This is a genomic window from Vandammella animalimorsus, from assembly GCF_002285285.1.
GTDB lineage: Bacteria > Pseudomonadota > Gammaproteobacteria > Burkholderiales > Burkholderiaceae_C > Lampropedia > Lampropedia animalimorsus.
Genome location: NZ_NSJF01000004.1, coordinates 40,465 through 65,695 on the forward strand (window position 1 = coordinate 40,465; position 25,231 = coordinate 65,695).

Sequence of the window (25,231 nt, forward strand, 5' to 3'; positions counted from 1 at the left end):
CCCGCGGGCTGCTGCGGGCGCGTGGTGGGAAGGCCATCAGCCGCGCAGGAACTCCTCCAGTGCGCCACGGGCGATGCGCCAGGCGCTGCCGATCTTGCGCGCTTTGAGATCACCGGCCTCGATCGAGGCCATCACGTCCTCCACCGAGACGCCCAGCGCTTGCGCAACCTGCTCGGGCGTGAGCACATCCAACGCGCCGGCCCCCGCCGCCCCTTGGACGGCCCCGGCCGCTGCCATGCCAGCGGCCGGGGACTGCTGCGGCTGCTGCATGCTTTTCATCATCTCCTGCGCCATGCCAAAGCCCATGGCCATTTGCGCTGGCATGGTGGCCGCGGCACCAGCCTCGCCACCCTGGCCCATGGCCTGGCCCATCTGGTATTTGACGTAGTCGTTCAGGTTGCCGATCACGCTCATGCTCGAACGCTTGTCGATGGCCTGTTCGACCTCTGGCGGCACCGAGACGTTTTCCAGGATGAAGCTGCTCACTTCCAGGCCGTACTTGTCGCGGATGGCCGGGTTGATAATAGGCAGCAGCGCATCGCCCAGCTCGGCATAGCGTTGTGCGATATCCAGCACTGGCACATGGGCCTTGGCCAGCGCCTCGGTGAACACGCTGACGATGCGCGAGCGCATGGTGTCGTTGAACTCGTCAAGGCGGAAGTTCTGATCCGTGCCGGCCACTTCCTTGAGGAACCTGGGCGCATCGACAATGCGGAAGTCGTAAGTGCCAAAGGCACGCAGGCGCACCACGCCAAAGTCCTGGTCGCGCATCATCACCGGGTTGGAAGTGCCCCATTTGTTGCCAGTGAACAGGCGCGTGTTCAGGTAGTACACATCGCACTTGAAGGGCGATTGGAAGCCGTACTTCCAGCCCAGGATGGTTGAGAGGATGGGGATGTTCTCCGTGGTCAGCGTGTGCTTGCCCGGGCCAAACAGGTCGGCGAACTGGCCAGCCGCGACGAACTGAACCATCTGCGACTCGCGCACGATGAGCTGCGCGCCGTTCTTGATTTCCTTGTCCTCGTCAGGCCAGCGATACGAGAGCGTGTCGCGCGAATCATCCGTCCACTCGATGACTTCAATCAGCTGGTTGCGCACCAAGTTCCAAATCCGGTCCATAAAAAAACGCCTCTTGATCGGTAGGGAAGGTCTAGAGCGTGTTGTGAACTTTGCGCCTCCCCGCGCAAAGTCCACAACACACTCCAAGGGTTGTTGAGATTTAGTGTTGCGGCGGCTGCACGCAGTGGCCGCATTCTGCATGAAGTGCCTGCAAGCCATTGGCCCGCCCGCCGGTAGCCTGCGCCCGGCACAGACCATTCCGGCTGGCACTCAGCCAGCTTTGAGCAGGCGCGCGGCCTCCAGCGCGAAGTAGCTCAACACGCCATCTGCGCCGGCGCGCTTGAAGGCCAGCAGGCTTTCAAGCACCACCGCATCATGGGCCAGCCAGCCATTGGCAGCGGCGGCCTTGAGCATGGCGTACTCGCCGCTGACCTGGTAGGCGAAGGTCGGCACCTCGAAAGCCTGCTTGACGCGCCAGAGCACGTCCAAATAAGGCATGCCGGGCTTGACCATGACCATGTCCGCGCCCTCCTGGATGTCCAGCGCCACCTCACGCAGGGCCTCGTTGGTGTTGGCCGGATCCATCTGGTAGGTCTTTTTGTCGCCCTTGCCCAGGTTGGTGGCCGAACCAACCGCATCACGGAACGGGCCATAGAAGGCGCTGGCGTACTTGGCGCTGTAGGCCATGATGCGCGTATGCACATGGCCATGGGTCTCCAGCGCCTGGCGGATGGCGCCGATGCGCCCGTCCATCATGTCGCTGGGCGCGACGATGTCCACCCCGGCCTGGGCCTGCACCAGCGCCTGACGCACCAACTGCTGCACAGTGGCATCGTTGTGGATGTAGCCGCTCTCGTCGGGCAGGCCATCCTGGCCATGACTGGTGTAAGGGTCCAGCGCCACGTCGGTCATCACCCCCAGCTGCGGGAAGCGCTGCTTGAGCGCGGCCACCACGCGCGGCACCAAGCCATCGGGGTTGGTGGCTTCTTCCCCATCGGGGGTTTTCAGGCTGGCGTCAATGACCGGAAACAGTGCCAAGCATGGGATCCCCAGGGTCACGCACTCCTCGGCCACGCGCAGCAATTGATCCAGACTCAATCGCTGCACCCCAGGCATCGATGGCACAGACGTGCGCAGGCCCTGGCCCTCCTGCACGAAAACGGGATAGATCAAATCCTTGGCGGTGAGCACGTTCTCGCGCACCAGATCGCGCGTGAAGGCGTCATAGCGCAGGCGGCGTGGCCGGGTCAGCGGAAAGGAGAAATGGGCATGAGACATGGGCAGTCCAGAAAAGGCAAAAGCGCGCACCCATCACAGCATGCTTTGTACCAAGCGCAAATATTCACCCACAGTGCGGCATTGGCTGGCGCTTTGGGTGCTGATGTTGATGTTCAGCGCCAAGCATGTCTCGTCGTTGATGATGGTCATCTTCAGCCAATCGTGGATTGGCGTGTGGGCATCAATGTCCCCGCGCGGACAATCCAGCACCTGCGACACGATATGGAAGACCTGCAACTCAATCGACATGCCGCCATTGTGCATGGGTTTTGTCCATCGGGCGTCCCATGCGCACAACCGGCCCGACACTGCCAGCCTTGCACACCACGTCTTTCAAGCATGGCGCACCGGATTTGAGACGCTGCGCCGAGATTGCTACACTGCGGCCCCTTTGCCTGCCAGCACGGCACTCTGCTTGCCTTCCCGCCCATGCTCCAATTTTTCTTTCGGCGTCTTGCCTCGCTGCTGCTGTCCCTGGCGGGCGCATCGGTGCTGGTCATGTTCGTGCTGGAAGTGCTGCCGGGCAATGCTGCGCAGACCATGCTCGGGCCCGATGCGGCGCCCGAGGCCGTGCAGGCGCTGTACGAACAACTGGGGCTGGATCAGCCCTTGCTGCGGCGCTACGCTGGCTGGATTGGCGGCCTGCTGCGCGGCGACATGGGTGAGAGCTACGCCTACGGCATTGCAGCCAGCGAGCTGATTCTGGAGAGCCTGAAGCTGACCCTGCCGCTGGCCCTGCTGGCCATCACGCTGGCCATCGCCATCGCGCTGTGCGCCGGCATCTACGCCGCAGCGCGGCACAACCGCGCCGGCGATGTGCTCACCATGGGGCTGACGCAAATTGGCATCGCTGTGCCCAACTTCTGGCTGGCCATCCTGCTCATCATGCTGTTTGCCGTGCGACTTCGCTGGTTCTCCGCCGGGGGCTTTCCCGGCTGGGACAGCAACTTCGGCGGCGGCCCCTGGCCGGCGCTGAAGGCCTTGCTGCTGCCCGCCCTGGCCCTGGCCATGGTGCAGGCAGCCATGCTGGCGCGCATGACGCGCTCGGCCATGTTGGAGGTGCTGCGCGAGGACTACATCCGCACGGCCCAGGCCAAGGGCCTGGCGCGCTGGCAGGTGCTGCTGGGCCATGCGCTGCGCAATGCGCTGATCCCGGTGGTGACGGTTGCCGGTCTGCAGTTTGCCAACCTGCTGGCCGGCACCATCGTGGTGGAAAACGTCTTCCAGCTGCCTGGCCTTGGACGGCTGATCTTTCAGGCCATCGAAAACCGCGACATGGTGGTGGTGCGCAACTGCGTGCTGCTGCTCTCGGCCATGGTGATCGTGGTGAACTTCCTGGTCGATCTGGCCTACGCCTGGCTGGATCCGCGCATCCGCCACACGCGCACGCGCCGCGCAGCCATGTCCATCCCTGCCTGAATAAGCGCCCGCCATGCCCACGACGCTGCCCCCTGCTGCCGCCCACACGCTACGCACCGCCTGGCGCCAGCCATCGCTGCTGGTGGGCGGCCTGCTGACGCTGCTGCTGCTGTGCACGGCGTTGCTGTCGATGGTCTGGACGCCGCACCCGCCCGGCGAGCAATACACCGACCGGCGCCAGGCCGCGCCCAGCGCCGAGCACTGGCTGGGCACCGACGTCTATGGCCAAGACATGCTCTCCCAGCTGATGGTGGGCGCGCAAAGCTCGGTGCTGGTGGGCGTTGTGGCCGTAGGCATAGGCTTGCTGCTGGGCGTGGCCTTGGGCCTGCTGGCCGCCACGCGCAAAGGCTGGGTCGAAGAGCTCATCATGCGCCTGGCCGACCTGACCTTCGCCTTCCCGGCCATTCTCACGGCCATCATGATGCGCGCCGTCTATGGCTCTGGCGTGGTGATCTCCATCATCGCCATTGGCATTGCCAGCGTGCCCATCTTCGCGCGCCTGACGCGCGCCTCGGCCAATGCCCTGCTCGAGCGCGATTTCGTGCTGGCCGCGCGCGCCTGCGGCCGCCGCCCCTGGGCCATCACCTGGGAGCACGTGCTGCCCAACCTGCTGCCCATCCTGATCGTGCAAGCCACCATCCAATTTGCCATTGCCATCCTGGCCGAGGCCGCGCTGTCCTACCTCGGCCTGGGCACGCAATACCCCACCCCATCCTGGGGGCGCATGCTCAGTGAGGCCCAAACCACGCTGTTCGACGCCCCCATGCTGGCCGTTTACCCTGGCGTGACCATCGCCCTGGCCGTGTTCGGGCTGAACCTGCTGGGCGATGGGCTGCGCGACCGACTTGACCCTCGGCTGACGGGCAGCCAGCGATGAGCCCAGCAATTACAGCCAGCGCCACAGCACCCAGCGCCGCGCTGCTGGCCATCGAAGGCCTGCACGTCAGCCTGGGCAACCCGCCGCACAGCACCGCCGTGCTGCACGACATTCACCTGCAAGTGCAGCCCGGCCAGACCCTGGGCCTGGTGGGCGAATCGGGCAGCGGCAAATCCATGACAGCGCTGGCCATCATGGGCCTGCTGCCCACGCCCGCGCAATGCAGCGGCAGCATCCGCCTGCAGGGCCAGGAGCTGCTGGGGCTGTCGCAGCGGCAGCTGCAGCGCCTGCGCGGCAACCGCATGGCCATGGTGTTCCAGGAGCCCATGAGTGCCCTCAACCCCGTGCACACCATTGGCCACCAGGTGGCCGAGCCGCTGCGCCTGCACCAGGGCCTGGGCCGGCGCGCTGCGCTGCAGCAAGCGGCCGCCTTGCTCGAGCGCGTTGGCATTGCCCGCGCCGGCCAGCGCCTGGCGGACTACCCACACCAGTTCTCCGGCGGCCAGCGCCAGCGCATCACCATCGCCATGGCGCTGGCCTGCAAGCCCGCCTTGCTGATTGCCGACGAGCCCACCACGGCGCTGGACGGCATCGTGCAGCAGCAAATCCTGGACCTGCTCGACGAGTTGGTGCTGGAGCGCCACATGGGCCTGCTGCTGATCTCACACGACCTGGCCGTGATCTCCGACTACTGCGACAGCGTAGCCGTGATGACCCAGGGCCAGATCGTCGAGCACGGCGCCACGGCCAGCGTCTTCGCGCAGCCGCAGCACCCCTACACCCAGCAGTTGATGCAGTCGCGCCAGCGCCTGATGGCCTTTTGCCAGAGCGACACGCCCACTGCCCCTGCTGCTGCATCCAACTGCAGCAATGGCAGCAATGGCAGCAATGGCAGCAATGGCGCAGGGAGGACTGCATGAGCGCGCCCAGTCCCTCGCGCTGCAACCTGCTGGAGGTGCGCGACCTCAGCCACCATTACCACCAGCCGCGCCGCTGGCCGGCGTTGCCCTGGCCGGGCCGGCGCCTGGCCCAGCAGACTGAGCAAGGGCTGGTGCTGGAGCACATCAGCTTCTCGCTGCAGCCCGGGCAAAGCCTGGGCATCGTTGGCGAATCGGGCGCGGGCAAATCCACGCTGGCGCGCATCGTCATGGCGCTGGAGCGCCCCAGCCGAGGCAGCGTGCGCCTGCTCGGGCGCGACCTGCACCAGATGTCGCCCGAGCAGCTGCGCCTGGCGCGGGCCGACTTCCAGATGGTCTTTCAGGATCCGTACAGCTCGCTGAACCCGCGCCAGCGCATCGAGCGCATCGTCACCGAGCCGCTGCGCGCACTGGGTGAGCGCGAGCTGCTGCCCATGCGCCGCCGCGCCGAGCAAATGCTCGAACAGGTCGGCCTGCACAGCCGCGACCTGGACAAATACCCGCATGAATTCTCCGGGGGCCAGCGCCAGCGCATCGCCATCGCCCGTGCGCTGATGACGCGCCCGCGCCTGATCGTTGCCGACGAGCCCGTCTCCGCCCTGGACGTCAGCATCCAGGCCCAGGTGCTGGACCTGCTGCTGGAGCTGAAGAAAACCTACGGCATCTCCTTCCTGCTCATCAGCCACGACATGGCCGCCATCCACCACCTGTGCGAGGACATGCTGGTCATGCACCAGGGGCGCATCATCGAGCGCGGCAGCCCGGCGCAGTTGTTTCACGCCCCGCAGCAGCCCTACACCCAGGCCCTGATCGCCGCCATGCCGCAACTGGGTCAAGGCCGACGCCGCGAGCGCCTGGCGCAGCAACAACAGCAGCAACAGCTACAACAACCGCCAGCAGCGGCCCAGCCCGCAGCGCCTGGCGATAGCCACGGCCACGAAGGCCACTGAGCAGCCCTCAACGCGGGCGGCGCTCGCGCCGGCGCAGCAGCTGCCAGGCGCCCAGCAGCAAGGCCAGCACCGCCGCCAGCATGGCCGCGCGGAACACCGGCGGCAGGCGCGCGTCCAGGGCAAAGCGCCACCACGGCATATGGCTCAGATCCTCGTGGCTATAGGCGAAATAAATGATCCAGCCCAGCGCCGCGAACACCAGGCCCAGCGCCAGCAGCCAGCCCAACTCTAGGCGCACGGCAAACAGCGAGGAATGGCTGCTGAACTGCTCCTTGGACACCAGCAACAGCCCCAGCAGCACCGCCAGCATGGCCATCTCGTACCAGGCAAAGCCATTGGGCAACGACAGCCACAGCGCCAGGCCCGTGGCCAGCAGCGCCAGCCACCAGGCCGCATCCAGACGCTCCAACAGAGCCCGCGCCAGCACCAGCAGCAGCAGGCCGCAGACGCTGCCCAGCAGCCGCGAGGCCTCGATCCAGAACTGCGGCACATGCCAGCGCTGCAGGGCCAGCGCCGCGGCCTGGTTGTCGGGCCTGGCGCCAGCGGCCAGCAGCACTGCCCCGGCGGCAAAGGCCAGCCCGCCCAGCACCAGCGGCGCCGCCCAGGCGATGTTGCGCGCAATCTGCATGCCCGTGACGTGCAGCCGCCGGCGCGCGCGGCCTGGCCGGCTGTTCAGCCGCATCCACAGCGCATAGCCAGTGAGCAACAACGCCGCCGCCACCAAAGGCAGCAGGTAGTACACGACCCGATACAGCACCAGCGCCGCCGCCAGCGCCGTCGCCGGCAGGCCCGAGGCCGACAGGCCGGTGAACATCACCGCCTCGAACACCCCCAGCCCGCCGGGCACGTGGCTGAGGATGCCGGCCGTCAGCGCCAGCATGTAGACCATCAGAAAGGCCCACCAAGTCAGCGGGCTGGGCGGCAGCAAAAACCACAGCGCCAGGCCGGCCAGCACCGTGTCGGTGGCCGTGATCAGCAGCTGCCGCAGCGCCAGGCCCAGCGAGGGCAGCTGCAGCTGCCAAGGCCCCAGGCGCAGCGTCTGCAGCCGCGCGCAGCACCACAGGAACGCCAGCGCCACGGCCAGCACCAGCGCCGCCAGCACCACGATGGCCGCCACCGGCAACTGCGTGTGCTGCGCCGCGCGCTGCGCGCCCACCAGCAGCGCCAGGGCCCCCAGCACGGTGATGCCCGCGCCGAAGGCCAGTGCGTTGAAGGCAATCAGCCGCGTGACTTGCAGCGCCGTCAGCCCCCACTGCGTGAACATGCGCATGCGCACGGCGCCGCCGGCGAGCACCCCCAGGCCCACGGTATTGCCCAGCGTGTAGGCCATGAATGAGGTCACCAGTACGGCTGTGCGCGGCGGCGGCTGCGCCGGCGCCAGGTATTTCAGCGCCGAAAAGTCGTAACCAGTCATGACCAGGTAGCTGGCCGCGGCCGCCAACGCCGCGTAGCCCAACGCCTGCGCGGGCACCTGGCCCATCAGCTGCAGCACCTGCGCGGCATCGACCTCGGCCAGCGCATGGTGCAGGGCCCACACCACCAGCAGCGCCACCACCGCCGTCAGCGCCAGCGACAGGCCACGGCGCAGCCGCGGGTGGTAGAGCACCCGCACGAACCAATCCAACAGAGAAGACGCCGAAGACATGGAAATCCCAACAATGCCGCTGGCTGCAGCCCGCCGCGCTGCGCGCCGCCACGCCAGTCGGCCATTATTCCCACGGCCATGGCGGCGCACCGGGTTACGGCCCGCGGTTTTGCAAGGGGTTACAGAAAAATGCCCGGAAAGGCCGGCCGCTACACTGTGTGGCCCCTCCAATGCCTTTAACCCATGCCTGCCATCTGGGTCATCCTCGTCTCGCTGCTGTATGCCGCCATGCTGTTTGCCGTGGCCTGGCTGGGCGATCGCCATGCCAGCCTGACGCAGCGCGATGGCGTGCGCCCGGTGATCTACAGCCTGGCGCTGGCGGTGTACTGCTCCTCATGGACGTTTTATGGCGCCGTGGGCACGGCCGCGCGCCATGGCCTGGGCTATCTGCCCATTTACCTGGGGCCGATGCTGCTGTTCCTGCTGGGCTGGCGCATGCTCGAGCGCCTGGCGCTGGTGGCCGGTCAGCACAACACCGTCTCCATCGCCGATTTCATCGCCTCGCGCTTTGGCCGCGCGCCGCGCCTGGCGGCGCTGGTGGCGCTGATCGCGCTGATTGCCGCCGTGCCCTACCTGGCCTTGCAGTACCAGGCCGTGGTCACCAGCCTGGGCGTGCTCACTGGGCTGGATGCGCGCGGGCAGCGCTGGGGCGACCCGGCCCTGTACGTGGCGGCCATCATGGCCTTGTTTGCCATTTTGTTCGGCACCCGCCAAGTCGATGCCAGCGAGCACCGTCCGGGCCTGATGCTGGCCGTGGCGCTGGAATCGGTCATCAAGCTGCTGGCCTTGCTGGCCGTGGGCGTGCTGGCGCTGCGCTGGCTGGGCGCGCAGCCGCACAGCGCAGGCCAGGCCATCGCCCAGCTGATCCAGCGCGGCCCGCCCACCGGATTTGTCGCCCAAACGCTGCTGGCCTTTGCCGCCATGCTGTGCCTGCCGCGCCAGTTCCACGTGGCCGTGGTGGAGTGCGGCGACGTGGGCGACATCCGCCGCGCGCGCTGGCTGTTTGGCGGCTACCTGCTGCTCATCAGCCTGATGGTGCTGCCCATTGCCGCAGCCGGTCAGGCCCTGTTCCACGCCGCAGGCTCGGTCACGCCCGACAGCTTTGTGCTGGCCCTGCCGCTGTCGCTGGGCCATGAGGGGTTGGCGCTGGTGGCCTACATCGGCGGCTTTTCGGCCGCCACCGGCATGGTCATCGTGGTCAGCGTGGCGCTGTCGAACATGGTCAGCAACGATCTGGTCATGCCCTGGCTGCTGCGCCGCCAGCCGCAGCGCCTGGCCGCAGGCGCGGACACCGCCGCCCTGGTGCTGTGGGTGCGCCGCGCCGCCATCGTGCTGCTGGCGCTGCTGGCCTACGGCTACTCGCGCGGCATGGACGGGCGCATGCCGCTGGCCAGCCTGGGCCTGATGGCCTTTGCCGCCGTGGCCCAGTTTGCCCCGGCGCTGGTGGCCGGGCTGTACTGGCCGGGCGCCAGCCGCCGCGGCGTCGAGGCCGGGCTGCTGGCCGGCTTTGCGCTGTGGGGCTATACGCTGCTGCTGCCCAGCCTGGCCGAGAGCGGCTGGCTGGATACGGCCTGGATCGAGCACGGCCCCTGGGGCCAGCAATGGCTGCGCCCCCACCAGCTGCTAGGCAGCAGCGTCGGCCTGGTGCTGGGCAGCGCCGACTGGGACGCCATCACCCACGGCACCTTTTGGTCGCTGCTGGCCAATGCCGCCACGCTGGTGCTGGTGTCGCTGCGCTGGCGCCCCAGCCTGACCGAGCAGATGCAGGCCCAGCCCTTTTTGGCGCCGCAGCACGCGCCGCGCCCTGGCGCAGGCCAGGCGCAGCCGGCCGCCGATCAGCCCGGCGCGCCGCTGCAGGCCAGCCGGCTGCGCGTGCGCGATCTGCAGACCGTGGCCAGCCGCATCGTGGGCCAGCGCACCGCCGAGCGCGCCTTTGCCGAGCACGCGCGCCGCCATGCGCTGACGCTCAGCCCCGAGCTGCGCGCCGATGCCCACTGGCTGCGCCTGACCGAGCTGCTGCTGGCCGGTGCCGTGGGCGCGGCCTCGGCGCGGCTGCTGCTCACGCGCGCGCTGCAGGGCTCGGGCATGGAGCTGGCAGCCATCGTCTCGGTGCTGGACGAGGCCGGCCAGGAGCTGCGCTTTAACCGCGACATCCTGCTGGCCACGCTGGAGCACATCGACCCGGGCGTGAGCGTGGTCGATGCCGAAATGCGCCTGGTGGCCTGGAACCGGCGCTACCAGCAGCTGTTCAACTACCCGGCGGGGATGCTGTATGTCGGGCGCAGCGTGGCCGATTTGATCGCCCACAACCTGCGCCACGATCCCCTGGGCCTGGCGCACGAGCCGGCGCAGCATCTGCCCATCGAGGAGCAAGTGCAAAAGCGCATCGCCCTGATGCGCCAAGGGCGCGCCTACACCCTGGTGCGCGAGCTGCGCGACGGGCGCTTCATCGAAATGCGCGGCCACCCACTGCCCAACGGCGGCTACGTCACCAGCTACAGCGACATCAGCGCCTTCAAGCACGCCGAGCGCAAGCTGCGCGACGTCAACGAAACCCTGGAGCAGCGTGTGGCCCAGCGCAGCCGCGAGCTGGCCGCAGCGCACGAATCGCGCTCGCGCTACCTGACGGCCATCAGCCACGACGTGCTGCAGCCCATCCACGCCACAAGGCTGTTCGCCTCCGCGCTGCGCGAGGAGGCGCATCCGGCCCAGATGCGGCAACTGGCCGGGCAGATCGACGCCGCGCTGGGCGCTGCCGAAGACCTGCTCGATGGCGTGCTGGACATCTCGCGCCTGGATGCGGGCGCGCTGCAGCCGGACATCCAGGCCATCGACCTGCACGCTCTGCTGGGCGCGCTGCAGCAGCAATACGCCCCGCTGGCGGCCAAGCGGCGCCTGCAATGGCGGCTGCGCATCAGCGCCCGCCACGGCGCGCCGCTTTGGGTGCGCAGCGACGCGCGGCTGCTGCGCCGCGTGCTGCAGAACTTTGCCGCCAACGCGCTGCGCTACACCCAACATGGCGGCGTGCTGATGACGGCCCGCCCGCGCGGCAGCGCGCTGCTGCTGCAGGTGTGGGACACCGGCCCCGGCATCCCGCCAGCGCACCTGGCGCGCATCTACGACGAGTTTCACCGCTACCAGCAGGTCTTCGACTGGGACGGGCGCGGCCTGGGTCTGGGCCTGTCAATCTGCCAGCGCATCGCCCGGCTGCTGCAGCACCCGCTGCAAGCGCGCTCGACCCTGGGGCGCGGCAGCATGTTCGCCATCACCGTGCCGCTGGTCGGCGGCGCTGCGGCCCAACGCGGCCAGGGCAGCCCAGGCGATGCCGCCCACAGTGGCGCAGCGCCGGCCGCCGCCACGGCCTTCAACCCCTTGCAGGGCATGCAGGTGCTGTGCCTGGACAACAGCCCGGACATCCTGCAAGGCATGCAGGCCCTACTGGGCCGCTGGGGCATTGCCGCGCACACGGCGCTCAACCTGCAGCAAGCCCTGGACATTGCCGCAGGCACGGCGCTGGACTGTCTGTTGGTGGACTACCACTTGCACGAGCGCCTCGATGGCCTGGCTGCGCTGCAGGCGCTGCGCCAGGCCCGGCCCGGCACGCCTGGGGCGCTGGTCACGGCCGATGGCAGCGACCAGCTCAAGGCCCAGGCCGCAGCCCATGGCGTGGTGGTACTGAACAAGCCCATCAAGCCTGCCGCGCTGCGCGCCTTTTTGCTGGCGCAGCGCCGCCCAGCTGGCTGAGAGCCCTGGCCTCTGGCTCAGCGCTCGCTCAGGCCCCAGCGCTGCGCCAGGGTCACGGCCTCGGTGCGGTTGCTGGCGCCGAGCTTGCGCAAAATAGCCGACATATGGGCTTTGACGGTGGCCTCCGACGTGCCCAACTCATGCGCAATCTGCTTGTTCAAGCGGCCAGCGGCGGCCATTTGCAAGACCTTGGTTTGCTGCGGCGTCAGATCGGCCAGCGCGCTCGGGCCGGGCTGCGCCGCGCCGGGCGCGGCAGCTTGCAGCGCATCGGGCGGGAACCAGGGCTCACCGTCCAGAATGCCTTGCAGCGCCTGCGCCAGCGTGGCCGCATCGGTGGATTTGGGCAGATAGCCCAGCGCGCCCTGCTCCATGGCGCAGCGCATGGTTTGCGCGTCTTCATCGGCCGAGACCACCGCCACCGGCAGCTGCGGATGGCGCAGGCGCAGCTGGCGCAGCGCCTCAAAGCCCTGCTGGCCGGGCATGCGCAAGTCCAATAGCAGCAGATCCGCATCGCCGTGCGCCTGGGTTAAGGCATAGAGCTGCTCGGCCGATTCCGCCTCATGGATGCGCGCCTGCGGCCAGATGCGCAGCACCGTGGTGCGCAAAGCGTCGCGAAACAGCGGGTGGTCGTCGGCGATCAGCAGCGTGGGCATGGGCAGTCAGAGGGCGTGCAGGGTGCCGACCATGATAGAGCGCTTGGCACTGCAGCGGCCTGGGGGCTTTCCCTGCGCAGTGCCCGGCGCGCGATGCTCACGACACGGCGCCGAACAGGTCGTTGAGCGCTTCGGTCATCGACGGATGGGTGTAGATGGCGTCGCGCAGCGCGGTGTAGGGCAGGCCGGCATTGACGGCCATTTGCACGGTGTTGATGACTTCGTGCGCCTCGGGGCACAGCAAGGTGCAGCCCAGCACGCGGCCGCTGCCTTCTTCGACCAGGGCTTTGAGAAAGCCCTCGGTCTGCCCCAGGATGCGGGCCTTGGGCACGGCCGCAGCGGGCAGCTTGACGAGCTGGAACTTCAAGCCCTGCTGGCGGGCCTCGCGCTCGCGCAGGCCGATGTGCGCCAGCGGCGGCGAGGTGAAAACACACGTGGCCCATTGCTTGCGCTGCTCGCGCGAGTGGTAGCTGGCGCCGTCGAGCTGGCCGAGCACGATGCGCTGGTCATCCAGCGAGATGAAGGTGAACTGCGGGCCGCCGTTGATATCGCCCAGCGCCCAGATGTGCGGGTGGCTGGCCTGCAGTTGCTCGTTGACCTGGATGAAGCCGCGCTCGTCGGTGGCGATGCCAGCGGCGGGCAAATCCAGATCCGCAGCGGTCGAGGCGCGGCCCGTGGCCAGCAGCACGGCCTGGGCCTGCAGCGATTGCTCGGCCCCGCCCTGGCCCTGCTGGTAGTGCAGGCGCACGCCACCATCGCCGCCAGCTTCCTCATCCTGCACGCGCAGCACGCGCGCGCCGGTGAGGATGCGCACGCCGCGCTGTTCGAGCTGGGCGCGCAGGGCGGCGGCCACGTCCTCGTCCTCGCGCGGCAAAAAGGTTTCGGCCCCCTCCAGCAGCGTGACCTGGCTGCCGAACTGCGCCAGCATGCTGGCAAATTCGACGCCAATGAAGCCACCTCCGACGATGGCCAGGCTGGCCGGGCGCTCGGGCAGCTCCATCAGCGTGGTGCTGGTGTAGCAGCGCTGCGACTGCGCCAGCCCTTCGATCGGCGGCAGCGCCGGCACAGTGCCAGTGTTGATGTAGATGCGCTCGGCGCGCACCTGGGTTTGGCCGCCATCGGCCAGCTGCACCGCCACGGTGTGCGGGTCGATGAAACGGGCCTGGCCGGTCAGCAGCGTCAGGCTGGGGTGGCGCGTGAGCGCCTCCTGGTTCTTGGCGCGCAGCGCACCCACCAACTCCTGCTTGGCGGCCAGCGCTTGGGCGTAGGGGTGGCCCAGCTCGGCGCCGTGGATCAGCGTCTTGGTGGGGATGCAGGCCACGTTGATGCAGGTGCCGCCATACATGGCGGCGCTGCGCTCGACCAGGACGACCGACTCGCCACGCGCGGCGAGCTTGCCTGCCAGCGTCTTGCCACCCTTGCCAAAGCCGATGACGAGGTGTTGGGTGTGCTGCATGTACAGGCCTTTCATGAAGCGGGCCATCAGCCCGCCGTGATGCCCACGCCCTTGAACTCGCCGCTGGCGATGCGTTTTTGCCACTCGGCCGGGCCGGTGATGTGGGCGCTGGTGCCGCCAGCGTCCACGGCCACGGTCACGGGCATGTCCACCACGTCGAATTCGTAAATGGCTTCCATGCCTAAGTCTTCAAAGCCCACGACCTTGGCCGTCTTGATGGCCTTGCTGACCAGGTAGGCGGCGCCGCCCACGGCCATGAGGTAGGCGCTTTGGTGCTTTTTGATGGCCTCAATGGCGGTGGGGCCGCGCTCGGCCTTGCCGATCATGGCGATGAGGCCGGTGTTGGCCAGCATCATCTCGGTGAACTTGTCCATGCGCGTGGCGGTGGTGGGGCCGGCGGGGCCTACGGCTTCGTCTTTGACCGGATCGACGGGGCCGACGTAGTAGATGACGCGGTTGGTGAAGTCCACGGGCAGCTTTTCACCCTTGGCCAGCATGTCCTGGATGCGCTTGTGCGCGGCGTCGCGGCCGGTGAGCATCTTGCCGCTCAGCAGCAAGGTTTGGCCGGGCTTGAAGCTGGCGACTTGTTCCTTGGTGAGGGTGTTGAGGTCCACACGCTGGCTTTGCTCGGTGTTGGGCTGCCAGTCCAGCTTGGGCCACAGGTCGATGGAGGGCGGCTGCAGATGCACGGGGCCGCTGCCGTCGAGCACGAAGTGCGCGTGGCGCGTGGCGGCGCAGTTGGGGATCATGGCCACGGGCTTGCTGGCCGCGTGCGTGGGGTACATGGCGATCTTCACGTCCAGCACGGTGGTCAGCCCGCCCAGGCCCTGCGCGCCAATGCCCAGGGCGTTGACTTTTTCGTACAGCTCCAGGCGCAGCTCCTCGACCTGGGTGAGCTTCTCGCCGCGCGCGGCCTTGGCCTGCAGCTCGTACATGTTCAGGTCTTCCATCAGGCTTTGCTTGGCCAGCAGCACGGCTTTCTCGGCCGTGCCGCCGATGCCGATGCCCAGCATGCCCGGCGGGCACCAGCCCGCGCCCATGGTGGGCACGGTCTTGAGCACCCAGTCCACCAGGCTGTCGCTGGGGTTGAGCATGACCATCTTGCTCTTGTTCTCGCTGCCGCCGCCCTTGGCGGCCACCGTGACGTCCACCGTGTTGCCCGGCACGATCTCGGTGACGATGACGGCCGGGGTGTTGTCGCGCGTGTTCTTGCGCGCGAAGTGCGGGTCGGCCACGACGGAGGCGCGCAGCGTGTTGTCCGGGTGGTTGTAGCCGCGGCGCACGCCTTCGTTGATGGCGTCTTCCAGGCTGCCGGTAAAGCCCCCCCAGCGCACGTCCATGCCCACTTTCAGAAACACGTTGACGATGCCCGTGTCCTGGCAGATGGGGCGGTGGCCGAAGGCAGCCATCTTGCTGTTGGTGAGGATTTGCGCCATCGCGTCCTTGGCGGCGGGCGATTGCTCGCGCTCGTAGGCGCGCGCCAGGTGCTGGATGTAGTCGGCCGGGTGGTAGTAGCTGATGTATTGCAGCGCGGCGCTGATCGACTCGATCAGGTCGTCTTGGGTAATGGTGGTCATGGCGTGGGGAGGATGGTGAAGGTGCCGCAGACGGCCCTTCTGTTGTTGGAATAGGGGCCGGATTATCGCCGCTGCGCCCCGCGCCCCGCACCACCCTGCCACCCTCGCCCTATCTTCAGCCGCCCTGCACTTCGGCCAGTCGCCCGGCCTCGATGCGCACGCGCATGTCGCAGCGTGCGGCCAGCTCCCGGTCGTGCGTGACCATGACCAGGGTCGTGCCGCGCTCCTGGTTCAGTTGCAGCATCAGCTCCATCACCGCCTGGCCGGTGGCGAAGTCCAGGCTGCCCGTGGGCTCATCGGCAAACAGCACCTGCGGCTGCACGACGAAGGCGCGCGCCAGCGCCACGCGCTGCTGCTCCCCGCCGGAGAGCACCTTGGGGTAATGCCCCAGGCGCTGGCCCAGGCCAACGCGCTCGAGCATCTGCGCCGCCAGCTGGCGCGCGCCGCGCTGCCCGGCCAGCTCCAGCGGCAGCATGACGTTCTCCAGCGCGGTAAGGCTGCCCAGCAGCTGGAAGTTCTGGAACACAAAGCCGGTCTTGCGCGCGCGCAGCGCGGCGCGGGCATCTTCATCGAGGGCAAAAATGTCCTGCCCATCGAGCCAGACGCGGCCGCGGCTGGGCGTGTCCAGCCCGGCCAGGATTGACAGCAGCGTACTCTTGCCCGAGCCGGACGCGCCCACGATGGCCACGCTCTTGCGCGACGGAATGCGCAGCCCGATGTCCTGCAGGATGTGCAGCGTGCCGCTGGAGTCCTGCACGGTCTTGTCCAGATGTTCCACCATAATCATCGGCACGGTCGCCGCCAGCCCTGCCGCCACTGCGGAAGGTGCCGCGGCGCTGGTTTCTTCGGAGTTCATAAGGCAATGCATAGGGAAATGCTGAATCGGTTGGTACGCTGGGCCACGGCGGGAGAGGGTCACACGACCCAAAGACTGAGCGCGTGGCTGCCGCAGCTGCGCTGGCCTGGTGTGCAGCGGCATGACTGTAGCGCCAAGACGGGGGTGCCGACCCGTGCGCGGGTGCACATGCTGTTGGCACTGCCCGCGGCGCTGGCGCTGCTGCCCGTCCCGCTGGCCGCCCAGCAAGGGCCTGCCGCCAGCGCCACGCCCCAGCCCGCGCGGCTGCTGGTCGTGGGCGACTCCATCAGCGCCGAGTATGGCCTGGCGCGCGGCCAGGGCTGGGTGCAGCTGCTCAGCGCCCGGCTGGCGCAGCGGCAGCCACCCATCGAGGTCATCAACGCCAGCATCAGCGGCGAAACCACTGCCGGCGGCCGCGCGCGGCTGGCGGCGTTGCTGCAGGCGCATGCGCCGCAATACCTGATCATCGCCCTGGGCGGCAACGATGCGCTGCGCGGCCTGCCGCTGCAGAGCACGCGCGAGAACCTGACGGCCATGCTCGATGCCGCGCGCCAGGCCCAGGCGCGCGCGCTGCTGGTGGGCATCCAGGTGCCGCCCAATTACGGCGCGCGCTACAGCCAGGAGCTGGCGACGATGTTCCACGAGCTGGGCAAGGCCCATGCCGTGCCGCTGGTGCCCTTCATGCTGCAGGCCATTGCCGAGCCAGCCGACCTGGAAAAATACTTTCAGGCCGACCGCATCCACCCCAACGCCGCCGCGCAGCCGCTGATCCTGCAGACCATCTGGCCTACGCTGCAAAGCCTACTGCCGCAGCCATGAGCCACGCTGCCTTTGCGCTGCTGGACGATTGCCAGGCCCACCCCGGCCAACCCAGCAGCCGCCTCTACCAACACTGGCACAGCCGCCTGATCTGCACCGATGCCGCCACACTCGATGCTTGGGAGCAGCAGCTGCAGCAGGCCCTGGCTGCCGGCCTGCACGCCATCGTACTGGCCGACTACGAATGGGGCCTGCAGTTGCAGGGCCTGCCACATACACCGCCCGAGGGCGCGCCAACGCCCTGCCTGCGCGCCGAGCTGTTTGACCACATGCAGCGGCTGGACAAGCAGCAGGTCGATGCCTGGCTGGCGGCCCAATGCCGCAGCCACGCCCAGCGCACCGGCCAGGTCAGCGCCCAGGCGCCCGGCACACCCGGAGCGCCCGACGAGCCCGCCGCCGGCCTGCTGGCCTGGCACGCCAGCCTGGATTCCCAGGCCTTCGCGCAGCGCATCGCCCGCATCCACCAGGCCATTGCCTGCGGCGACACCTACCAGATCAACTTCACCTTTGCGCTGCACGGGCGCAGCTGGGGGCAGCCGCTGGCCTTGTACCAGCGGCTGCGCGCGCGCCAGCCCTCGCGCTATGGCGCCTTGCTGCACCTGCCCGCCACTGATGAGGCCCAGGCGCCAGAGCAATGGGTGCTGTCGCTCTCGCCCGAGCTGTTCCTGCGCTGCCAGGGCGGCCGCATCCAGGCGCAGCCCATGAAGGGCACAGCGGCAGCCCCCGCAGGCGACGATCCCGCACAGCTGCAGGCCGCCGCCCAGCGGCTGAGCCAGGACGCCAAGAGCCGCGCCGAAAACATCATGATCGTGGACCTGCTGCGCAACGATCTGGGCCGCATCGCCCAGACCGGCAGCGTGCAGGTGCCAGCGCTGTTCGAGGTGCAGCGCAATGGCCGCGTGCTGGGCATGACCAGCACCATCAGCGCCCAGCTGCGCCCCGGCATGGGCTTGGCGCAGGTGCTGCGCGCCAGCTTCCCCTGCGGCTCCATCACCGGCGCGCCCAAGCGCAAGGCCATGCAGTACATCGACGAGCTGGAGCGCACCAGCCCGCCCACGCCGCGCGGCTTGTACACCGGCGCGTTGGGCTGGGTCGAGCGCCCGGCCCATGCCGCCTCCGCTGCCGACGCCAACGCCAACGCAGACGCCAGCGGCGCACCCACGCTGGACTTCTGCCTGTCCATCCCCATCCGCACCCTGCAACTGCAAGGCCCGGCCAGCACAGGCCCGGCCCTGCCCAGCCACCATGCCCGGCTGCACGTGGGCGCGGGCATCGTCTGGGACAGCCAAGCCACACAGGAGTGGCAGGAGTGCCAGCTCAAGGCCGGCTTTGCCGTGCAAGACATGGCCGGCCTGGCCCTGTTCGAGACCATGCTGCTGCCCACACATGCCAACCTGCCCCAGCACTGGGCGCTGCACTGCGAGCGTCTGCAGCGCAGCGCTCAGGCCCTGGGCTTTGCCAGCGATGTGCCTGGCTGGCAGGCGCGCTTGCAGGCCTACATCGCACAGCAGCGCTCCAGCGCCGCGCCCGGCCCCTGGCGGCTGCGCCTGACGCTGCGCCAGGGCGGACAGCTGGACATCGAACACACCGTGCTGGCCGGGCCCGAGGCCCAGCTGGCCCAACCCGTGGGCCTGCTGCTCAGCCCCCAGCCCAGCGGCGTGCCGGCCTGGCTGCGCCAGCACAAGACCACGCTGCGCCAGGATTACGACGCTGCGCTGCGCCAGGCCATGGCCCAGGGCGCGTTCGACTGCCTGTTCTTCAACGAACAAGGCCTGCTGACCGAGGGCGCGCGCAGCAACGTCTTCGTGCAACTGGACGACGCCCCTGATGCGCCCTGGCTGACGCCGCCCGTCAGCGACGGCCTGCTGCCCGGCATCCAGCGCCAGCTGCTGCTCAACAGCCCCGAATGGCATTGCCAGGAGCGCAGCATCCACCGCCAGGAGCTGCTGGCGGCCAAGCGGGTGCTGGTGTGCAATGCGCTGCGCGGCATCCTGCAGGCCCAGGTGCTGCCGCCGCAGGGCGCAGCGCCCGCGCAACAGACCTCGGGGTGAAGAGCAGGGTCGCTCACAAATCAATTGCATGTTGATACACTCATTGCGCCAGCGCGCATGGCGCTGCCCATCCACACATTCCCGGGAGGAGATCCGCATGCACCAGCCCCGCCTTTCCCTGCTCGCCTGCCTGGCCGCTGCCAGTGTCTTGTTCAGCGCCTGCGGCGGCGGCAATGATGAGCCCAGCCTGCCCCAGCAGCCTGGGCCGGGCCACTCCGGCCCGCCGCCGGTCATCATCAAGCCGCCCATGACTGGCCCCATGCTGCCTGCGCCCCGCCCCAATCCGCCTGGCACAGGCCCGCAGCAGCCCGGCGACGGCCTGCAGCTGCCCGAAGGCGTGACGCTGCGCGGCCAGCCCATCTCCAGCGAGCGCGACTACAACGACCTGAGCACACACACGCTGGTGCCGCTGTCCATCACCTTCGCCAATGACAGCCACGAAACCCGGCAGGTGACCATTCCCTCCTGCTTCGTATTCCTCTCCAGCCAGCAAAGCTACCAGGACGGCCTGAACCTGCAGACCCGCGTCGTCACACTGGCGCCGCGCAGTACCCAGACCGTGCTGCTGGGCACCTACTGCCTGAACCTGTACCGCTACGCCCCGCCGCCAGGCATCCCCTACAGCCCGGATCGCGTCACCCAGGGCGCAGAACTGCTGCGCGTGTGCCAGGCGGTGAACAACCGCCGCACCCCGTTGGATGCGGCGCAAATGATCCGCGTGCAGCAAATCCTCTGGAACATCACCGACCGCAATGGCATGACCGAGGACGACAAGGCCTGGCTGAACGCGCTGTAAAAAGCGCTGGAGCGCTTGTTCACAATCTCAGCCCTATGGGCACAAACTGTTTGGGGTGGACTGCAAGGCAGGCCACCCCTTTTTGTGCATATCGCGTGGCCAGAGCGCCAGTTGTGACCGGCGCGCTGCGCTGAATCACACTCCCTGGAGAGACTTTGAACAGCCGCCCGGCAATCAGGCCGCGCCCGTCAGCGGCTCGGCAGCGGCATCGCCCTGCTGCCCGGGCTGGGCATGCAGGCGCGCATACAGCCCCCCGGCAGCCAGCAGCTGGCCGTGGCTGCCTTGCTCGACGATGCGGCCCTGCTCCATGACGACGATGCGGTCGGCGTGCTCGATGGTGGCCAGGCGGTGCGCGATGACCAGCGTCGTGCGCCCCTGCATCAGCCGCTGCAGGGCCTGCTGCACCAGGCGCTCGGACTGGGTATCCAGCGCCGAGGTGGCCTCATCGAGAATCAGCACCGGCGCATCTTTGTAAAGCGCCCGGGCAATGGCCAGGCGCTGGCGCTGGCCGCCCGAGAGCTGCGAAGCGTTGTGGCCCACGATGGTGTCGATGCCCTGCGGCAGGCTGGCGACAAAATCGCCCAGATTGGCCGCTTCCAGGCAGGCCTGCACGCGCGCCGGATCAGGCTGGCTGCCCAGGGCCACGTTCTCGGCCAGACTGACGTGCAGCATGACCACGTCCTGGCTGACGACGGCAAATTGGCGTCGCAGGTCTTCCAGATGCCAATCGGGCAGCGCATGGCCGTCGAGCAGGATGCGGCCGGCCGTGGGCTCGATGAAACGCGGCAGCAGATTGACCAGCGTTGTCTTGCCCGCCCCCGAGGGCCCAACCAGCGCCACGACCTGCCCGGCCGGAATGTGCAGGCTCACGCCATCGAGCGCCGGCAGCGCCTGGGCCGGGAACTGCACGGCCACCTCCTGCAGCACCAGCTCGCCGCGGGCGCGCCCGGCGCGGTGCTGGCCGCTGTGCTCCTGCTGGGCCTGGTCCAGCAGGCTCAGGCCGCGCTCGAGCGCCGCCACGCCGCGCGTGAGGGGATTGGCCACATCAGTCAGACGGCGCATGGGCGCCACCAGCAACAGCATGGCCGTGGCAAAGGCAGTGAAGTCGCCCACCGTCCAGTTGACCTGACCGCTGCGGTTTTGCCACAGGGCAATGCAAATGACGATGGACAGCGAAATGGCCGCCAGGATTTGCGTGGTCGGCGTCATGGCCGCAGAGGCGATGGTGCTTTTCACGGCCAGGCCTTCAAGCCTGCGGCTCAGGCCGGCAAAGCGCTGATTCTGCTGCTGCTGCGCGCCGTGCAAGCGCACCATGCGGTACGCCAGGGCGTTTTCCTCGACCACATAGGCCAGCTCGTCGGTGGCTTGCTGGCTGAGCTTGGTGACTTTGTAGAGCCGGCGCGAGAGCTGCTTCATGACCCAGGCGATGGCCGGAACCATGACAAACACAATGCAGGTCAGCTGCCAGTTGCGGTAGAGCAAAAAGCCCACCAGCGCCAACAGCGTGAAACCATCGCGCGACACCCCCAGCAGCGCCTGCACCAGTTGCTGCGCGCCCAACTGGGTTTCATAGACGATGGTGTTGGCCAGTTTGCTGGCCGAGTGCTCGCGATACAACCCCATGTCAGCGCGCATGATGCATTCGAACAGCAGCGTGCGAATGCGAAACATGCCGTTGTTGGTGATGCGCGCCAGTGAATACTGGCCAATGAACTGGGCCATGCCACGCATCAGGAAGATGCCCACCATGACGAGTGGAATCCACCACAGCGCAAGGCTACTTTCTGTAAAACCCTTATCCAAAATCCGCCCCATTTCCTGCGCCATCAGTGGCTCGGTGATGGCGGCAACGGCCGATGCCAGCACCGCCAGGGCCCAGGCCCAGCGGTGTTTGGCAAAGTACGGAGTCAGGCGCTTGAGCCGCTGCCACAGCGGCGGCAAGGCTGCATCAGCAGTTGCTGTAGACGAGTCCGGAGCGGCAGGCGGCGGAGCCGCAGAAGGGGAAGAACGCATAGGGCAGCGATTTTACGGGCCGTGCAGCAGCGCCCCACCTGCGGGCACGACCGTACCAAGGCATGCTGGCTCGGCAAAATCCGCGCAGCCCTATTCGGGAAAGGCCCGTGCGCAGTGGCTTTGCGGCACAATCGCCCTGCTTTTACCTTCAGTGGGGGCTGCCCAGGAATGCTCTGCACGAACCCAGCGGCAAGCAGGCGCTGCAATGCCCGCAGACTTTCCCTTGAAACCACAGCCAGAATTTGGCCAGTCCTCGCAGCGTCAGTGTCGAAACGGAAACAGCATGAAGAAGTTTGATTTGCCAGGGCCTACAGGCCAGCTGCTGCAGCCCATGGCAGGCGCAGGTGCATCGCGCCGCCAGGCCCTGGCTGCACTGCTGGCCACTGGTGTCGCCCCACAATTGCTGGCCCAGCAAGGGCCGCGGGTAGACATCAGCGGTCGCAACCGCCAATACCCCATTGCCATCGCCAGCTTCCGAGGCGAAGCGCAGGCGCCGCAGCGCGTGGCCGAAATCGTGCGCGCTGACCTGGAGCGCAGCGGTTTTTTCCGCAGCATTGATGCCTCCGGCCAAGCACTCGACGAGCTCTCTCGCCCTGACATGAACGCCTGGCGCGAGCGCGCCGCTGGCTGGCTCAGCGCCGGCAGCGTCAACCGTCAGGCCGATGGCCGCTTCGATGTGCGCTTTCGCCTATGGGACGTGGTGCGCGGCGAAGACCTGGGCGGGCAAAGCTACGTCGTGCCCCCTGCCGACCTGCGCCTGGCAGCGCACCGCATCGCCGACTTCATCTACGAGAAGATCACCGGCAAGCCCGGCATTTTCTCGACCCGCATTGCCTACGTCACCAAAGCCGGGCGCTACTCGCTGTGGGTGGCCGACTCCGACGGCGAAAACGCCCAGGCGGCCCTGACCAGCCCCGAGCCCATCATCTCGCCGGCCTGGTCGCCCGACGGCCGGCAGCTGGCCTATGTGTCGTTCGAGTCGCGCAAGCCGGTCGTTTACACGCACGATGTGGCCAGCGGCCGCCGGCGCCTGCTGGCCAACTTCCGCGGCTCCAACAGCGCCCCCACCTGGTCGCCCGATGGCAGCCGGCTGGCCGTGACGCTCACGCGCGATGGCGGCTCGCAGCTCTACACCATCAGCGCCAGCGGCGGCGAGCCCAGCCGCATCATGCAAAGCGCCGGCATCGATACCGAACCGGATTTCTCCTCTGACGGGCAGTTCATTTACTTCGTCAGCGACCGCGGCGGCTCGCCCCAGATCTACCGCGTGGGCAGCCGCGGCGGAGCGGCCCAACGCGTGACCTTCAGCGGCAGCTACAACATCTCGCCCTCGATCAGCCCCGATGGCAAATACCTGGCCTTCGTCTCGCGCACCGGCGGCGGCTACCGCCTGCACGTCATGGACCTGGCCAGCGGCGGCGTGCAAGCCGTCACCGACACCAATGCCGACGAAAGTCCCAGCTTCTCCCCCAACAGCGAGCTGCTGCTGTACGCCACCCGCCAAGGCGGCGCCAGCGCACTGATGACCTGCACAGTCGACGGCAGCGTCAAGGTGCGCCTGGCTGCCAAGGGCGGCGAGATCCGCGAACCGGCCTGGGGGCCACTGCTGCGCTGACATTGCGCCCAACGCTGAAAACAACCACACGCTTGGCAGCGAGCTGCCAGCGCCCCTGAACGATGCAAACTTTCGGCGCACAAGCGCTTTCTTGAGGAGTGAAACCATGCTGACAATCAAAAAAAACCTTTCCTACGGCGCACTGGCAGCGGCCATCGCCCTGGCAGGCTGCAGTTCCAAAACCAAGCTGGATGACCAGGCCAACGCCGGCACGGGCGTGCCCACCACCAGCGGCCAGTACGACCCCAACCAAGGCAGCCAAAGCCGCATCGAAGGGCTCGACATCCCCGTCTCCTCGGTGCCCGGCGAAGGCCCGGTCAACGTCTCGCACGTCATCTACTTCGATTTCGACAGCTACACCGTCAAGCCCGAATACCAATCGACCCTGCAGGCCCATGCCGACTTCCTGCGCGCCCAGGGCGGCATGAGCGTGGCCCTGGAAGGCCACACCGATGAACGCGGCGGTCGCGAATACAACCTGGCGCTGGGCCAGCGCCGTGCTGAGGCCGTGCTGCAGACCCTGGGCGTGCTGGGCGTACCCACGGCCCGCGTCGAGGCCGTCAGCTACGGCAAGGAAAAGCCCAAGGCCATGGGCCACAGCGAGGAAGCCCACGCTGAAAACCGCCGCGTAGAGATTCGCTACAACAAGTGAGCCTGCCATGACCCAAGGACGACCCGTGCTCCCATTCCCGAGCGCTGACCACAGCGCCAGCGCCCCAGCGCGCGCGCGGCGCTGGGGCGCCGCCGCAGCGCGCTGCGCCAGTCTGGCTGGCGCAGCAGCTCTGCTGCTGCCCAGCGCCGCCCATGCCCTGTTCGAGGACGGCGACGCCCGGCGGGCCATTCTGGATTTGCGCAGCCGGGTCGAACAACTGCAGTTGGTGGATCAGAACACCAGCTCGGAGATCCAGCAACTGCGCTCCAGCCTGCTGGAGCTGCAGGGCCAGATCAGCACGCTGCGCAATGAAATCGCCCATCTGCGCGGCCAGAATGAAGAATTGGGCCAAAGCCTGCAACAAGCCCAGGCGCGGCTCAAGCAGTTCGAGCCGCGCCCGGTGCAGATCGACGGCGGCAGCTTCCAGGCTCAGCCGGCCGAGCAACAGGCTTTCGAGGCCGCGCTGGACTTGCTGCGCAAGGGCCAGTACGCCAACGCACGCGATGCTTTCAGCCAATTCATTGGCCAGTACCCCGGCAGCGGCTACCTGCCATCGGCGCAGTTCTGGCTGGGCAATTCGCTGTATGCCACACGCGAATACCAGCGCGCCATCGACACCTTCAACGCCATGCTCAGGCAAGCGCCGCAGCATGAGCGAGCGCCCGATGCCGCGTTGGCCATCGCCAATTCGCAGATCGAGCTCAAGAACGTCGCCGCCGCACGCAAGACGCTGCAAAACCTGGTGGCCACCTACCCGGACTCCAACGCTGCCAGCGATGCCAAGGAGCGCCTGGCGCGCCTGCGTTAAGCAGCTGTTTTCCTTTCTCGCGCGCGGCACTGCCGCGCGTTGTTTT

General features: G+C 68.0%; 20 protein-coding genes. 11 read left to right on the forward strand and 9 right to left on the reverse strand.

From position 1 onward, the window contains the following. Positions 1 to 36 precede the first annotated feature (36 nt). The 3 genes from CK620_RS08510 to CK620_RS08520 form a co-directional block, all read right to left on the reverse strand. Complete coding sequence (locus CK620_RS08510; RefSeq protein WP_095549957.1) at positions 37 to 1,119, reverse strand: SPFH and helix-turn-helix domain-containing protein; 1,083 nt, start codon at positions 1,117 to 1,119, stop codon at positions 37 to 39. A gap of 210 nt (positions 1,120 to 1,329) precedes the next feature. Beyond that, on the reverse strand, positions 1,330 to 2,337 hold the full coding sequence (gene hemB, locus CK620_RS08515; protein WP_095549958.1) for a porphobilinogen synthase: 1,008 nt from the start codon (positions 2,335 to 2,337) through the stop codon (positions 1,330 to 1,332). A gap of 33 nt (positions 2,338 to 2,370) precedes the next feature. Then, positions 2,371 to 2,601 (reverse strand): hypothetical protein, encoded by a 231-nt coding sequence (locus CK620_RS08520; RefSeq protein ID WP_095549959.1) that lies wholly within the window; start codon positions 2,599 to 2,601, stop codon positions 2,371 to 2,373. A gap of 165 nt (positions 2,602 to 2,766) precedes the next feature. Here CK620_RS08520 and CK620_RS08525 point away from each other — a divergent pair, with 165 nt between their 5' ends. From CK620_RS08525 to CK620_RS08540, 4 genes are read left to right on the forward strand one after another with little or no spacing between them, the layout of a single operon-like run. Further along, the gene (locus CK620_RS08525) at positions 2,767 to 3,756 is read left to right on the forward strand and encodes an ABC transporter permease (protein WP_095549960.1); all 990 of its coding nucleotides are present in this window, start codon (positions 2,767 to 2,769) and stop codon (positions 3,754 to 3,756) included. 13 nt (positions 3,757 to 3,769) lie between these two features. Then, entirely contained in the window at positions 3,770 to 4,633 is an 864-nt protein-coding gene (locus tag CK620_RS08530; protein WP_095543004.1) for an ABC transporter permease, read from the forward strand. Continuing rightward, on the forward strand, positions 4,630 to 5,553 hold the full coding sequence (locus tag CK620_RS08535) for an ATP-binding cassette domain-containing protein (RefSeq protein WP_095549961.1): 924 nt from the start codon (positions 4,630 to 4,632) through the stop codon (positions 5,551 to 5,553). The genes CK620_RS08530 and CK620_RS08535 overlap by 4 nt, the downstream gene beginning before the upstream one ends. Then, positions 5,550 to 6,500 (forward strand): ABC transporter ATP-binding protein, encoded by a 951-nt coding sequence (locus tag CK620_RS08540; RefSeq protein WP_095549962.1) that lies wholly within the window; start codon positions 5,550 to 5,552, stop codon positions 6,498 to 6,500. Before CK620_RS08535 ends, CK620_RS08540 begins: the two co-directional genes overlap by 4 nt. A 7-nt stretch (positions 6,501 to 6,507) precedes the next feature. On the opposite strand, the gene CK620_RS08545 is transcribed toward CK620_RS08540, so the two are convergent. Next, positions 6,508 to 8,145 carry a lysylphosphatidylglycerol synthase domain-containing protein gene (locus CK620_RS08545; protein ID WP_179290606.1) on the reverse strand — a complete coding sequence of 546 codons (1,638 nt, stop codon included), beginning with the start codon at positions 8,143 to 8,145 and terminating at the stop codon, positions 6,508 to 6,510. Positions 8,146 to 8,328: 183 nt separating this feature from the next. On the opposite strand from CK620_RS08545, the gene CK620_RS08550 reads away from it, so the two are divergent. Beyond that, entirely contained in the window at positions 8,329 to 11,889 is a 3,561-nt protein-coding gene (locus CK620_RS08550; RefSeq protein WP_095549963.1) for a hybrid sensor histidine kinase/response regulator, read from the forward strand. Positions 11,890 to 11,906: 17 nt separating this feature from the next. On the opposite strand, the gene CK620_RS08555 is transcribed toward CK620_RS08550, so the two are convergent. The 4 genes from CK620_RS08555 to CK620_RS08570 all read right to left on the reverse strand — a co-directional run bounded on the left by CK620_RS08555 (position 11,907) and on the right by CK620_RS08570 (position 16,362). Continuing rightward, positions 11,907 to 12,542, reverse strand: a complete 636-nt coding sequence (locus CK620_RS08555) for a response regulator transcription factor (protein WP_095549964.1) — start codon at positions 12,540 to 12,542, stop codon at positions 11,907 to 11,909. A 97-nt stretch (positions 12,543 to 12,639) separates the two neighbouring features. Continuing rightward, positions 12,640 to 14,013 (reverse strand): FAD-dependent oxidoreductase, encoded by a 1,374-nt coding sequence (locus tag CK620_RS08560; protein ID WP_238946076.1) that lies wholly within the window; start codon positions 14,011 to 14,013, stop codon positions 12,640 to 12,642. 11 nt (positions 14,014 to 14,024) lie between these two features. Next, a complete protein-coding gene (locus CK620_RS08565) occupies positions 14,025 to 15,575 on the reverse strand; it encodes a fumarate hydratase (RefSeq protein WP_095549965.1) in 1,551 nt (516 codons plus the stop codon). 115 nt (positions 15,576 to 15,690) lie between these two features. Then, on the reverse strand, positions 15,691 to 16,362 hold the full coding sequence (locus tag CK620_RS08570) for an ABC transporter ATP-binding protein (protein ID WP_238944887.1): 672 nt from the start codon (positions 16,360 to 16,362) through the stop codon (positions 15,691 to 15,693). A 237-nt stretch (positions 16,363 to 16,599) separates the two neighbouring features. On the opposite strand from CK620_RS08570, the gene CK620_RS08575 reads away from it, so the two are divergent. The 3 genes from CK620_RS08575 to CK620_RS08585 all read left to right on the forward strand — a co-directional run bounded on the left by CK620_RS08575 (position 16,600) and on the right by CK620_RS08585 (position 20,097). Next, positions 16,600 to 17,250: an arylesterase gene (locus CK620_RS08575; RefSeq protein ID WP_095550112.1), complete on the forward strand. Its 651-nt coding sequence runs from the start codon at positions 16,600 to 16,602 to the stop codon at positions 17,248 to 17,250. After that, on the forward strand, positions 17,247 to 19,301 hold the full coding sequence (locus tag CK620_RS08580; RefSeq protein WP_095549967.1) for a bifunctional chorismate-binding protein/class IV aminotransferase: 2,055 nt from the start codon (positions 17,247 to 17,249) through the stop codon (positions 19,299 to 19,301). The genes CK620_RS08575 and CK620_RS08580 overlap by 4 nt, the downstream gene beginning before the upstream one ends. A gap of 97 nt (positions 19,302 to 19,398) precedes the next feature. Beyond that, a complete protein-coding gene (locus CK620_RS08585; RefSeq protein ID WP_095549968.1) occupies positions 19,399 to 20,097 on the forward strand; it encodes a hypothetical protein in 699 nt (232 codons plus the stop codon). 174 nt (positions 20,098 to 20,271) lie between these two features. On the opposite strand, the gene msbA is transcribed toward CK620_RS08585, so the two are convergent. Further along, positions 20,272 to 22,110 carry a lipid A export permease/ATP-binding protein MsbA gene (gene msbA / locus CK620_RS08590; RefSeq protein WP_095549969.1) on the reverse strand — a complete coding sequence of 613 codons (1,839 nt, stop codon included), beginning with the start codon at positions 22,108 to 22,110 and terminating at the stop codon, positions 20,272 to 20,274. 331 nt (positions 22,111 to 22,441) lie between these two features. Between msbA and tolB the strand changes: the two genes are divergently transcribed. The 3 genes from tolB (at position 22,442) to ybgF (ending at position 25,185) form a co-directional block, all read left to right on the forward strand. Beyond that, positions 22,442 to 23,725, forward strand: coding sequence for a Tol-Pal system beta propeller repeat protein TolB (gene tolB, locus CK620_RS08595; RefSeq protein ID WP_095550113.1), 1,284 nt, complete (start codon positions 22,442 to 22,444; stop codon positions 23,723 to 23,725). A 106-nt stretch (positions 23,726 to 23,831) separates the two neighbouring features. Further along, a complete protein-coding gene (pal, locus tag CK620_RS08600; RefSeq protein WP_095549970.1) occupies positions 23,832 to 24,377 on the forward strand; it encodes a peptidoglycan-associated lipoprotein Pal in 546 nt (181 codons plus the stop codon). A gap of 7 nt (positions 24,378 to 24,384) precedes the next feature. Next, complete coding sequence (gene ybgF, locus CK620_RS08605) at positions 24,385 to 25,185, forward strand: tol-pal system protein YbgF (RefSeq protein WP_095549971.1); 801 nt, start codon at positions 24,385 to 24,387, stop codon at positions 25,183 to 25,185. Positions 25,186 to 25,231 lie beyond the last annotated feature (46 nt).